Annotated in this window: 11 protein-coding genes; 3 read left to right on the top strand and 8 right to left on the bottom strand. The window is 68.4% G+C overall.

The window, feature by feature from the left end; all coding sequences use genetic code 11:
- Positions 1 to 29: 29 nt before the first annotated feature.
- Positions 30 to 1,625, top strand: coding sequence for an acyl-CoA synthetase (locus tag ACWEQQ_RS25025; RefSeq protein ID WP_452349896.1), 1,596 nt, complete (start codon positions 30 to 32; stop codon positions 1,623 to 1,625).
- Here the strand turns inward: ACWEQQ_RS25025 and ACWEQQ_RS25020 are convergent.
- The 3 genes from ACWEQQ_RS25020 to ACWEQQ_RS25010 all read right to left on the bottom strand — a co-directional run bounded on the left by ACWEQQ_RS25020 (position 1,587) and on the right by ACWEQQ_RS25010 (position 3,777).
- A complete protein-coding gene (locus tag ACWEQQ_RS25020) occupies positions 1,587 to 2,063 on the bottom strand; it encodes an RpiB/LacA/LacB family sugar-phosphate isomerase (protein ID WP_452349895.1) in 477 nt (158 codons plus the stop codon). The genes ACWEQQ_RS25025 and ACWEQQ_RS25020 overlap by 39 nt on opposite strands.
- A gap of 33 nt (positions 2,064 to 2,096) precedes the next feature.
- On the bottom strand, positions 2,097 to 3,080 hold the full coding sequence (locus tag ACWEQQ_RS25015) for an aldo/keto reductase (protein ID WP_452349894.1): 984 nt from the start codon (positions 3,078 to 3,080) through the stop codon (positions 2,097 to 2,099).
- A 112-nt stretch (positions 3,081 to 3,192) separates the two neighbouring features.
- Positions 3,193 to 3,777, bottom strand: a complete 585-nt coding sequence (locus ACWEQQ_RS25010) for a TetR/AcrR family transcriptional regulator (RefSeq protein WP_379436634.1) — start codon at positions 3,775 to 3,777, stop codon at positions 3,193 to 3,195.
- A gap of 97 nt (positions 3,778 to 3,874) precedes the next feature.
- Between ACWEQQ_RS25010 and ACWEQQ_RS25005 the strand changes: the two genes are divergently transcribed.
- Positions 3,875 to 4,912 carry a beta-ketoacyl-ACP synthase III gene (locus ACWEQQ_RS25005; protein WP_452349893.1) on the top strand — a complete coding sequence of 346 codons (1,038 nt, stop codon included), beginning with the start codon at positions 3,875 to 3,877 and terminating at the stop codon, positions 4,910 to 4,912.
- A 113-nt stretch (positions 4,913 to 5,025) separates the two neighbouring features.
- Here ACWEQQ_RS25005 and speD read toward each other — a convergent pair whose 3' ends face one another.
- The 4 genes from speD to ACWEQQ_RS24985 form a co-directional block, all read right to left on the bottom strand.
- A complete protein-coding gene (gene speD, locus ACWEQQ_RS25000; RefSeq protein WP_354837098.1) occupies positions 5,026 to 6,240 on the bottom strand; it encodes an adenosylmethionine decarboxylase in 1,215 nt (404 codons plus the stop codon).
- 12 nt (positions 6,241 to 6,252) lie between these two features.
- Positions 6,253 to 7,353, bottom strand: a complete 1,101-nt coding sequence (locus ACWEQQ_RS24995) for a type III PLP-dependent enzyme (protein WP_452349999.1) — start codon at positions 7,351 to 7,353, stop codon at positions 6,253 to 6,255.
- A gap of 228 nt (positions 7,354 to 7,581) precedes the next feature.
- Positions 7,582 to 10,050, bottom strand: coding sequence for a DEAD/DEAH box helicase (locus ACWEQQ_RS24990; protein WP_452349998.1), 2,469 nt, complete (start codon positions 10,048 to 10,050; stop codon positions 7,582 to 7,584).
- 88 nt (positions 10,051 to 10,138) lie between these two features.
- Positions 10,139 to 11,092 (bottom strand): proteasome assembly chaperone family protein, encoded by a 954-nt coding sequence (locus ACWEQQ_RS24985; protein WP_354837060.1) that lies wholly within the window; start codon positions 11,090 to 11,092, stop codon positions 10,139 to 10,141.
- Positions 11,093 to 11,296: 204 nt separating this feature from the next.
- On the opposite strand from ACWEQQ_RS24985, the gene ACWEQQ_RS24980 reads away from it, so the two are divergent.
- A complete protein-coding gene (locus ACWEQQ_RS24980) occupies positions 11,297 to 12,004 on the top strand; it encodes a sensor domain-containing protein (protein WP_452349892.1) in 708 nt (235 codons plus the stop codon).
- A 71-nt stretch (positions 12,005 to 12,075) separates the two neighbouring features.
- Here the strand turns inward: ACWEQQ_RS24980 and ACWEQQ_RS24975 are convergent, their stop codons facing one another.
- Positions 12,076 to 12,627: a hypothetical protein gene (locus ACWEQQ_RS24975; RefSeq protein WP_452340673.1), complete on the bottom strand. Its 552-nt coding sequence runs from the start codon at positions 12,625 to 12,627 to the stop codon at positions 12,076 to 12,078.
- Positions 12,628 to 12,629 lie beyond the last annotated feature (2 nt).

Raw genomic sequence — 12,629 nt, 5'->3', positions numbered from 1 at the left:
GACACACTCGTGCGGTAGAAGTTGATCGCATGGATGCAGAGGGCACTGAGCCAACAGTGGCGGGCGCGCGGTCGCAGGCGCTCGGAGATCTCCTGCGGCGCAGCGCCGCCCGGGTCCCGGACAAGACCGCGCTGGTCTGGCGGGATCGGCGGGAGAGCTACGCCGATCTCGACGCGGCGGTGAACCGGGTCGCGCACAGCCTGGCCGATCGCGGTGTGACGCAGGGCGATCGGGTCGCGATCTATTCGCACAACTGCCGTGAGTTCGTGCTCGTGTACTTCGCGCTGGCGCGGCTGGGCGCGATCTCGGTCCCGATCAACTTCATGCTCACCGCCGACGAGGTGGCCTTCATCCTCGAACACTCCGGGGCTGTCGCGCTGATCACCGAGGACGGACTGGCCGGGGAGGCCGAGGCCGCGGTGAAACAGTTGGGTGACAGCGAGATCCGGCTGTTCGGCTGGATCGGGCTGGGCGGGCTGCCCGCGACGGCCGGGTGGGAGGACGTGAGCGCGTGGGAACACCATCCCGACGCCTCGGCGCCGCAGGTGTTCGTCGGCGACGACGATCCCATCCAGATCATGTACACCTCCGGCACCGAGGCCCGCCCCAAGGGCGCGGTGCTGTCCAGCCGCGGGCTCATCGCGCAGTACACCAGTGTGGTGGTGGACGGGCGCATGAGCGCCGACGACATCGAGGTGCACGCGCTGCCGCTGTATCACTGCGCCCAGCTGCACTGCTTCCTCACGCCCGATCTGTGGCTCGGCGCGACCAGCATCCTGCTGCCGGGCCCCGATGCCGCGACGATCCTGCGCACCATCCAAACCGAGCGCGCCACCAAACTGTTCTGCCCGCCGACCGTGTGGGTGTCGCTGCTGCGGCATCCCGACTTCGACCGCTACGACCTGTCGTCCCTGCGCAAGGGCTACTACGGCGCCAGCATCATGCCCGTCGAGGTGCTGGTCGAACTCTCCGAGCGGCTACCCGGGGTGGGGCTCACCAACTTCTACGGCCAGACCGAACTCGCGCCGCTGGCCACGGTCCTCGCACCCGAGGACCAGCTGACCAAGCCCGGTTCGGCGGGCCGCCCGGCCCTCAATGTCGAGACCCGCGTGGTCGATGACGACGACATTCCGGTGGGTGTCGGCGTGGTAGGCGAGATCGTGCACCGCTCTCCGCAGGCCATGCTCGGCTACTGGAACGACCCCGCGAAAACCGCGGAAGCCTTCCGCAACGGCTGGTTCCACAGCGGCGACCTCGGCGTCCTGGACGCCGACGGCTACCTCAGCGTCGTCGACCGCAAGAAGGACATGATCAAGACCGGCGGTGAGAACGTCGCCAGCCGCGAGGTCGAAGAGGTCCTCTACGAGCACCCCGAGATCTCCGAGGCCGCCGTGGTGGGCATCCCGCACCCGCACTGGATCGAAGCCGTCACCGCGATCGTGGTGGCCCGCAATGGAACCGACCCCGACGCCGCCACCGTCATCGCGCACTGCAAGCAGCGGCTCGCCGGCTACAAGGTCCCCAAGTACGTGACGTTCGTCGAGGCGCTGCCCAAGAACCCGAGCGGCAAGATCCTCAAACGCGAACTACGCACCGCCCACGCCCATCTCGCCACCGAGGCCTGATACCGCGATCCCGTCCAGGTGCGCGATATTCGCGCGATCGCCGGGGTCCGCACTCGGGGCCCCGGCGAACCAGGCATCCAGAATCTCGGCCAGCTGCGCCCGTGAGGTGAGCCGCAGACTCAATGCCAGCACGTTGGCGTCGTTCCACTTCCGTGCTCCCTCGGCGGTATACGCGTCCACGCACAGCGCCGCCCGCACCCCCGGCACCTTGTTCGCCGCAATCGAAGCGCCGGTCCCGGTCCAGCAGCACACCACCGCCTGCTCGGCCCGTCCTTCCGCGACATCCCGCGCCGCGGACTCACTGGCCCAGGCCCAGTCGTCGCGTTCCGCGGGCTCCAGCGCGCCGTGCACGGTCACCTCGTGCCCGCGCGCCCGCAGCTCCTCGACCACGGCCGCGGCCACGCCGGTGTCCTCGTCAGCGGCAACCGAAATCCTCATGGATGCAGTATCGCCGCTGCGGCGAGCGGACGGTCATCGACCGGCCGCGCGCGCCAGTTCCTCGGGGTATCGGGCGCCCGCGACGGCGCCGGAGGGGGCGGCGGCCTCGATCCGGGCCAGGTCCTCGGCCGTCAGCGTGATCTCGGTGGCCGCGACGTTCTGCTCGAGGTAGGTGCGGCGCTTGGTGCCGGGGATGGGGACCACGTCCAGACCCCGGGACTGGACCCAGGCCAGCGCCAATTGACCGGGGGTGACGCCCTTTTCGTCGGCGAGGCTGCGCAGTGCCGCGACGATGGCGAGGTTGGCGTCGAAGTTGCCGTCGGCGAAACGGGGCAACCGGCGGCGCATGTCGTCGGCCGGGAGGTCGGCGGTCGAGGTGATCGCGCCGGTGAGGAAGCCCCGACCCAGCGGGGAGAAGGGGACGATGCCGATGCCGAGTTCGCGGCAGGCGGGGAGGATCTCGGCCTCGATATCGCGGGTCCAGAGGGACCATTCGCTCTGGAGCGCGGTCACCGGGTGGACGGCGTGGGCGCGGCGGATGCTGTCCACCGAGGCTTCGGAGATGCCGAGGTAGCGGACCTTGCCCGCCTGGACCAGCTCCGCCAGGGCGCCCCAGGTCTCCTCGATCGGCACGTTCGGGTCGACGCGGTGCTGGTAGTAGAGGTCGATGTGGTCGACGCCGAGCCGTGCGAGGGATTCGTCGCAGGACTGCTTCACGTAGGCGGCGTCGCCGCGGGCGCCCATCGCGCCCTGGTCGCCCCAGACGATGCCGAACTTGGTTGCGAGGACCACCTTGTCGCGGCGGTCGGCGATGGCGCGGCCCACCAGGCGCTCATTGGTTTCGGGGCCGTAGACATCGGCGGTGTCGAGCAGGGTGACGCCGAGGTCCAGAGCGCGATGGATGGTGGCGATGGACTCGGTGTCATTGTCGTGCACGCCGTAGGCGTGGCTCATGCCCATGCAGCCGAGGCCCTGCGCGCCGACGGTCAGTTCGCCGAGCTTCCTGGTCGCGATCATGCGGTGAATCCTCCTCGGTGGGACTGGAATTCGCGGCGGGAGCCGCGCACGGACACGACGCTACGACCTGGAGTGTGCTCCAGGTCAACCCGGAAACCGCGGAGTCGCACACTCACCGGCGGTTCGGCATGTGGTGGTGGAGCAGGACGGTGAGCTGGGTGCCCGCGTCGGTGAAGGGCAGGGCGGATTTCAGCGCCCGGCTCTGCACGATCGCGCCCTCGATCACCGACAGTGCGAAACCCGACAGCGAGCACGCCGTCGCCCGCTCGACCCCGGCCGCCACCAAGCCGTCGGCCAGCCGCGCGGTCCACTCGGAGAACGCCTGCCCGGCGGCCGACTGCAGCGTCGGGTCGAGTTCGTCGAGAGCGGCGGCCATCATGAACGAGCCCGCCCGGAACTCGCTGGTCTCCAGCTGGCCGCGCCAGAAGCCGAGTAGTTCGTCCACCCACGCCGCCAGTGAGGGCGCGCCCGGCAGCGCGTCGGACATGCGGCTCACGTGCGAGTAGACCATGCGGGACACGATGCGGGCGGCGGTCGCCACCAATTCACCCTTGCCGGACGGGAAGTGCTGGTAGAGCGAGTTTCGGGAGGCGTTGCTGCGCTTGAGCAGCTCGTTCAGCCCGGCCGCGTGCACGCCGTGCTCCTGGACCGTGGTGATGGTGCTCGCGATCAATCGGGCGCGCGGTCCCGCCGTCATTGCAAATCCCTCCAGCCCTTGTGTGAACCGATCGGTCCATGTTAAACCTTTCCCATGTGGACCGATCGGTTCATATGGGAAAAGAGGAATTCCGCGCATGTCAGCCCAGATCGCCACCGCCACCCCGGTCGCCCACGCCGCGCTGCTCGGCCTGGGCGTGTACCGACCACGCCGGGTGGTCCCCAACGCCGAGATCGTCGACCGCATCAACTCCTCGGACGAATGGATCCGGACCCGCTCCGGTATCGAGGCCCGCCACTGGGCCGAAGCGGACGAGACCATCGTGAGCATGAGCACCGCCGCCGCCGTCGACGCGCTCGAGGCCGCGGGCGTCACCGCGCAGCAGATCGACGCGGTCATCCTGGCCACGTCCTCCCAGATGGTGCTGGGACCGTCGGCCGGCGCCGTGGTCGCCACCGAACTCGGCATGCACGACACCGCCGCCTTCGACGTCTCGGCCGGCTGCGCGGGCTTCTGCTACGCGCTGGCCAATGCCGCCAACCTGGTGCGTGCCGGACAGGCCCGGCATGTGCTGGTGATCGGGGTGGAACGGCTCTCGGACCTGCTCGACCAGGAGGACCGGACCTGCGCGTTCATCTTCGCCGACGGCGCGGGCGCGGTCGTGGTGGGACCGTCGGAGGCCGAGGGCATCGGGCCGGTGGCCTGGGGTTCGGACGGCAGTCAGACCGCGGCGATCAAGCAGGACAAGGACTTTCAGCAGTACTTCGCCGAGGTGGCCGAGGCCGAGGCGACCGGCGGCACCACTGTGCGGCCGTACATCCGGATGAATGGTACGGCCGTATTCCGTTGGGCCGTCACGTTCTTGGAGAAGGCGTGCCGCGACGCGCTGGATCAGGCGGGCGTCACCGTCGAGGATCTGGACGCGTTCGTGCCGCATCAGGCCAACAGCCGCATCACCGATGCGCTGGTGCGCACCCTGCACATGCCCGAAAGCATCTCTGTCGCAAGGGATATCGCTGAGACCGGTAACACCAGCGCCGCCTCGATCCCGATGGCCATGGAGCAGCTGCTGCGCTCCGGTGTGTCCCGGCCGGGCGACACCGCGCTGCTGCTGGGTTTCGGTGCGGGCCTGGCCTACGCCGGTCAGGTGGTCAAACTCCCCGCCATCGCCTGACGATCGGCCAGCAGACAACGAAATCCGTTGTGTGAAGCGACGGAAACCGTAGCAATGAGAAGCGCCCCCGCACGGAAGTCCGTACGGGGGCGCTCCTGGGTGGGGCTGATCGACTAGACGCTCACGCCCACACGCAGCGCGTGCGGCTCGATCGCGCCGCGGACCAGGGCCTGCGCGTCGATGGTCTCGGCCCGGTAGGGCAGGGTCGCCAGGGTGGCGGTCATCTTGGCCACCGGATCCGCGATCGCCTTCGGGGTGCCGAAGATGAAGGTCCACTCGTGCTCGTCGCTGACGTAGGGCACGACGGTCTCGAACAGGTTGTGGAACCGGGTCCACGAGCGCTTCAGGGTCTCGTTGCGCCACATGGTCTGACAGCCGGCCTGCGCGGCGAGCACGCCGCCCTCGGCCAGCAGCGCCTTACAGCGGTTGAGGAAGTCGTCCTCGTAGAGGCGGTTGTGCTGCGCGTCCTCGACCCGCTCGTCCGGCAGGTCGATGCAGATCATGTCGTAGCGCACGCCCGCGGCCTCGGCCTTGGCCAGGAAGTCCCAGCCGTCGGCGTAATGCATCTTGATCGGGCCGGTCTGCGCGACCGCCTCGGCCAGATCGGCCTGGCTGTAGCCGTAGGGGAGGTGCTCGGCGCACAGCTCCACCTCCAGCTGGTCGATGTCGACGTGGTCGACGAGCGAGGCGCCCGCGGCCACCGACATCTGCGAGGCGACACCCTCACCGGAACCGATGATCAGCACCTTGTCCAGCTTCTCGGCCAGCGCGTAACCCGGGACCAGCATGGCCTCGTGGTAGGTGAGCTGCGAGAACTCGGTGGACTGGCGGTCGTCGTCGGAGAACAGGGAGATGCCCTGCTCGGTGCGCGCGATCACCATGTGCTGGAACGGGGTGTTGGTGTCCACGATGGTTTCCGTGGTGTTCCACACCCGGGTCAAGCCCTCGCCGACCGGCTCGTGGATCCGGCGGGCGGTGTGGCCGCGCTGGATGACCTCGATGTTCACCGAACCCGGAGACAGCTCCTGCTGCAGCAGTTCGACGGCCTTGGTGGCGCCGGAACCGATACTGCCGCAAGTGAACACGTCGACGAAGATGTCGCCGGACTCAGGGTAGGTGTGGATCGAGGCATGCGACTCGGCCAGGAGGGCCAGGATGGTGACACCCTGCGGCTCGAACTTCTTGCTCACGACATCGCAGATGGTCACCCCCGCGGCGACCAACGATTTTCGAAGCGCGGTTTCGAGTCGTTCGAGGTCGTCGCAGAGGCTGGCGTCGACACCACCGAACTCGGCCAGCACGTGCCAGCCGGTGAATTCTGCCGTGATCATGGCTAAAACTCACTCTCGCTCAGCGCCAGTGACATGGACAGTCAAAGGCGGAAAACCGTTGAAGGACACCGACGAATAGCTCGCCGTATAGGCGCCGGTCTCGAGGATCCGAACGGGATCACCGGCTCGCAACGTGGTCGGAAGGAGGACACGCGTGCGTTGATAGAGTACATCGTCGCCATCACACGTAGGACCGGCTACCACAGCTTCGTCCTTCGGATCCGCGTCCCGATCGGTTTGGAATCGGTAGGCGATGTACTCGTTCTCGGTCTCGGCCATGCCGTTGTAGCGGCCGATGTCGAGGTATACCCAGCGCCGCCCGTCCGGCGCTACGCGAACATTCACCACTTCGGCGTGGATCACACCGGTGTTGCCCACCAGGGCGCGACCGGGTTCCACGACGAGTTCGGTGTGTTCCGGGAGAAAGCGGCTCGCCGCCTCGGCGATGGCCGCGCCCAGCTCCGCGAGTCCGGGAGCCGGATCGGCGTACGAAATCGGAAGTCCCCCACCGATATTCACCGCCGTGACTGGAATGTCCTTGACCGCCAACGCTTCCGCGATGGCGCCTGCCTGCTCGATCCCGATGCCCCAGGCCTTCGGGTCCAGCTGCTGCGAGCCGACGTGGAAATAGGGGCCGACCACGGTCAGGCCGAGATCGTGCGCCCGCACCAGCAGCCGCTTGGCCTCACCCGGCGCGCAGCCGAACTTGGTCCCGAACGGCGTCTGCGACTGCGGAGCCGACGACAGGAACCGGCACTCGACCTCGGAACCCGGCGCGTGCTCGGCGATGCGTTCCAGGTCGTCCTCGGTGTCGAAGGCGTAGCGCCGCACGCCCGCCGCGTATGCGGTGGCGATCTGGGAAGCCTTCTTGATCGGGTTGCCGTAGCACATGACGGCCGGATCGACACCTTCCGCCAGGCAGAGCTCGATCTCACCGACGCTGGCGACGTCGAACTCCGCGCCCTCGTCGTTCAGCAGCCGGATGATCTCCGGCACGGGACTCGCCTTGACGGCGAAGCGAATTCGTGCCGCGGGAAGTGCGGCGTGCAGTGCGCGGTAGTTCGCGCGGACCTTGTCGAGGTCGATGACCAGACAGGGTGACTCGGGCAGGTTTCGACCGGGCAATCTAAGGGAACTCTTTTCTGTCGGCCGCAACGGCAGGGACTCAGGCAACCTGCGAGACGATACACGCGTTGAGCCTCGAAAAACGAACCGGTGGACGATCGATTACGTCACTCTAACGCCGGGATTCGTTCGGCTGCCCCGCGCGACGTCTTACGGGAGTGTGACCTCGGACCACCAGGAGCGGCCCGCCGCTCTTCCCCAGGTCACCGGGAGTCAGCCCGCGGTGACCGAAAGGTCGTCGAATACCACTTCACCCGCGGCATCGGACTCGGCCAGATCCACGATGGCGCCGATGGACCAGCCGTGGTCGCCGTTGGGGTCGTCGAGCACCTGCCGGACATCCCAGAATCCCGGCCGCTGCTCGACCCGGAACAGCTGTGGTCCACGGGCGTTCGGACCGGTCCCGATGGTCTCGTATTCGTCGAAATAGGGGCCGAGTTCGGCCGCCCAGTCCAGTTCGTCGCCCAGCTCGGCCAGCGCGTCCCAGCGCCGCAGCGCGGCCAGGTCCACCCGCCGGAACATGGCATTGCGCACCAGCACCCGGAACGCGCGCTCATTGGCGGTGATCGGCCGTACGGTCTCGGCCCCGAACGCCACCTGCTGATCGTCGGACTCCGCACCGGGATTGGTGAGCTGCTCCCACTCGTCGAGCAGGCTGGAGTCGACCTGCCGGATGAGTTCGCCGAGCCATTCGGTGATGTCGTCGAGTTCCTCGGTGCGCGCCTGCTCGGGCACGGTCCGCCGCAGCGCGCGATACGCGTCGGCCAGATACCGCAGTACCACGCCCTCGGAGCGGGCCAGCTCGTAACCCGACACCAATTCGGCGAAGGTCATGGACCGCTCGACCATCTCGCGCACCACGGATTTGGGGGAGGGCTCGAACTCCGACACCCAGGGGTGGCCGGCCTTGTAGGTCTCGAACGCGGGCTCGATGAGTTCGGCGGCCAGGGGCTTGGGCCAGGTGACTTCTTCGAGGAGTTCCATGCGCTCCTCGTATTCGATCCCGTCTGCCTTCATCTCCGCGACCGCCTCGCCGCGTGCCCGGTGCTGCTGGGCCATGAGCAGCTGGCGCGGATCCTCGAGGGTGGACTCGATCAGTGAGATCACATCGAGGGTGTAGGTCGGCGATTGCTTGTCGAGCAGTTCCAGTGCCGCCAGCGCGAACGGCGAGAGCGGTTGGTCGAGCGCGAAATCGCGCTGCAGGTCGACCATGAGCCGGGCATGTCGTCCGTACCGGTCGGGTTCGTCGAGCTGCTGGACCACGCCCGCGTCCCGCAGCGCCCGGTACAGGCGGATCGCCTTGAGGATGTGCTTGCGCTGCGCGGCCCGCGGCTCATGGTTCTCCTCCAGCAGGTGTCGCATGGCGTAGAAGCAATTGCCTTTGCGCGCAATCACATTCAGCAGCATGGAGTTGGTCACATTGAACCTCGACACCATGGGCTCGGGCGAGGCCGCCACCAGCCGGTCGAAGGTGTCCTCCGACCAGGACACGAAACCCTCGGGCGGCTTCTTCTTCTGGACCTTCTTCAGCTTCTTGGGGTCGTCGCCCGCCTTGGCGATGAGTCGCGCGTTCTCCACCTCGTGCTCGGGAGCCTGCACGACGACCGTGCCCAGGGTGTCGTAGCCCGCGCGCCCCGCCCGGCCCGCGATCTGATGGAACTCGCGGGCATTGAGCCGGCGCGTGCGCACGCCGTCGAACTTGGTGAGTCCGGTCAGCATCACGGTGCGGATCGGCACGTTGATGCCGACACCGAGGGTGTCGGTGCCGCACACCACTTTCAGCAACCCGTCCTGAGCGAGCTTCTCGACCAGTCGCCGGTACTTGGGCAGCATGCCCGCGTGGTGCACGCCGATGCCGTGGCGGATGAACCGCGACAGCGTCTTGCCGAAGCCGGTGGCGAAGCGGAATTCGCCGATGGCCGCGGCGATGGCCTCCTTCTCGGCCTTGGACGAGACATTGACGCTCATCAGCGCCTGCGCCCGCTCCATGGCCGCGGCCTGGGTGAAGTGCACGACGTACACCGGCGCGAGGCTGGTGGTCACCAGATCCTCGAGCGTCTCGGTGATGGGTGTGCGCACATACGAGAAGCTCAGCGGCACCGGCCGTTCCGAACCGGACACCACGGCGGTCTCGCGGCCGGTGCGCCGGGTCAGATCCTCGGCGAAGAAGTCGACCTCGCCGAGCGTGGCCGACATGAGCAGGAACTGCGCGCCGGGCAGCTCGATCAGCGGCACCTGCCACGCCCAGCCGCGATCGGGGTCGGCGTAGTAGTGGAACTCGTCCATGATCACCTGTCCGATATCGGCGGAAGCGCCCTCGCGCAGTGCCAGATTCGCCAGGATCTCCGCGGTGGCGCAGATGATCGGCGCCTCCGGGTTCACCGCCGCGTCGCCGGTCACCATGCCCACCCGGTCGGCCCCGAAGACGTCGCACAGCGCGAAGAACTTCTCGCTCACCAGCGCCTTGATCGGCGCGGTGTAGTAGCTGCGCTGGCCCCGGTTGAGCGCGGCGAAGTGCGCGCCCAGCGCGACCAGCGACTTCCCGGACCCGGTCGGGGTGTTCAGGATGACGTTCGACCCGGTGACCAGCTCCAGCAGCGCTTCTTCCTGCGCCGGGTACAGATTCAGGCCGGCCGAGCTCGCCCAGTCGGCGAAGGTCTCGTACAACCAGTCCGGGTCCACGTCGGATACGGCACGGTCGGGAACCAATTCGGACAGCTGCACGCCGCCCAACGTTACCGGTCGCCGCCGCGGGCGTCGGTAGCGACCACTACCGCAGCGGCGGGTTCTCCGGTCCGTCGCCGTCGGCGTAGCCGGCCTGCTCGGCCAGGAAGCGCTCGAACTCCGCGCCCAGCTCGTCGCCGGTGGGCAGGTCGTTCTCGCTGGCCAGCAGGCTGGACTGGCGTTCCTGGGCGGTGACGAAGCTGTCGTACTGGCGTTCCAGCGCCGCCACCACGGTCTCCACCTCGGAGTTGCCGGCGATCTGCTCGTTGACCTGTTCGCGCACCCGCGCGGCAGCATCGGTGAGCGCGGCCAGCGGTAGTTCGAGGCCCGCGTTCTCGGCGACGTTCTCCAGCAGCGTCTGCGCGGCCTCCGGGTAGGCGGTCTGGGTCAGGTAGTGCGGCACATGGACCGAGAAACCGACCGACTCGTGCCCGTGCTGGGCCATCCGGAACTCCAGCAGCGAGGACGCGCTGCCCGGTACCTGCAGCTCACCCGGCCAGCGCTGGTGATCGCCGATCAGATCGGAGTCGGAGGCGTGCGCGGTGACGCCGAGGGGACGGGTGTGCGGAATCGCCATGGGAATCGCGCTCAGACCGATGGTCCGGCGCACGCCCAGCTGCTCGGCGAGCAGGCGCACCGCGGTGACGAACCGCTCCCAGCGCAGGTCCGGTTCCAGCCCGGCCAGCAGCAGGAACGGCGTACCGGCGGTGTCCTTGAGCGCCCACAGGCTGAGTTCCGGCTCGGTGTAGTCGGAGAAGTGGTCGGTCTTGAAGGTCATCAGCGGCCGCCGCGAGCGGTAGTCGAGCAGTTCGTCCATGTCGAACGAGGCGACCAGTTCGTGCTCGAGGCTTTCCTTCAGATGCGTGGTGGCGAGGCGTACCGCGTGCCCGGCATCGGTGAAACCCTCGAGACCGTGCACCAGCACCGGACCCGAGCCGTCAGCGGACGACAGCTGCGGAGCCGGGAACTCCAGCTCGTACATTCGCGACTCGTAGTCCATCGCGTACTCCTTCCTGCGTGGCCCACTTTCGCGACCAACCCACATTGTCCCTCATGCGCATGACAGGTGTGCACCACCCGCATTGGGTGTGCAACGCGCCGGGCCCGGACACGCATTCCCGGCCGTGCGCCGCGCGGCGTGGCATTCGGTGTGACGCGGCGTGGCATTCGGTGTGAACAGCCGATTTTCGGCATAGTGGGCGGAGTGATCGCGCCCTTCCGCACTCCCGCACGCAGCAGCCTCAGGACCGCGCGCACCGTGGGGATCATGGCGCTGGGCGGGTTGCTCGCCGCCTGTGGGACCACGGTATCCGGTCATCCGATCGCCGCCCGCAATCCGGTGCCGGCGGCCGGCTCCGACACCGGTCTGACCAAACTGCTGCCGGATCCCTCGCAGTTCCCGTCGCGGTACCCCGCGATCGTGCTGCCCGCCGCGGCCGCGAGCCAGGCCGCCAATGATCTCGAGGGCTACCTGCCGGGGGCACAAGTGGATCCGAACACCTGCGCACCGGCCACGCCCACCGCGGGCCCGGCCGTGGCGGTCGGCACCGACGACACCACCCGCGCCACCCTCACCGTGGCGCTCACCCGGTCGGGTCGACCGCTGTCGGCACTGCGAGATCAGTTGCAGCGCTGCGGAACCGTGCGCGTCGGGCACTCCGGTGTCACCTCGGTGGTGACCACGCAGCTGGATCCGCCACCGCCGATCGATGCCGACGACTCACTCGCGCTGCGCCGCACGGTCGGCACCGACAAGAGTGCGACCGGCCTCACCAGGACCATGCAGACGCTGGTGGGGCAGATCGGCGATGTGCGAATCGCCGTGACCTACATGACCTCCGGGTCCACCTCCGACAGCGAGGCCCTCGACGGCCTGTTCACCACCGCGGTACGCAAGGTCCGCAAGGGCTGAGAACCCGAAGGCGAGCTGCGGAACCCGGGAAAGGGAGCCGACCCCTGCCTTGTTTCGGCTCCCGGGCCCGATCAGCAGATGGGAAGCGGGGTGGCCGACCCCGATGCGGAACCGCTGCCCGCCGAACCCGTTCCGGCCGAACCGCTTCCGCCGGAGCCGCTGCCCGCGGAACCGGAGCCCGCCGAACCGCTGCTCGACGAACCCGGGAAGAGCGAGGAGATCGACGGGCAGCCGCCGCCGCCCGCGCCCACGACGTAGAAGGTGGTCACGCTGGAGAACCCCTGGCGGACGCCGATGGTGTAGGTAGCGTCGGCGTCCGGGTGCCAGGGCATGTTCGCGACGGCGCCGGCCCAGGTGAGGGTCGGCGTGACGGTCCCGATGACCGTGCCGTTCACCAGGAAGTCGACCGGGGTCAGCTGGTCGTTGCCTGTCAGCCGCGCCTGGATGGTGCAACCGTCGGCGACAGAGCACGACTTGCCGCTGGCGAGGCCGGCGACGCTGACATTGTCGATGGACGCGTTGGCCGGGCCGGCCAGCATCGAGCCGGCGACGACGGCGAGCGCGACAGCCGCGCCCGCACCGGCGGCGGGCCGTCGGAGGTCTCGGTGGAGCTTATTTCTCATCA

The organism is Nocardia sp. NPDC004123 (assembly GCF_053603795.1).
This window is presented reverse-complemented; position numbering and strand designations above follow the sequence as displayed.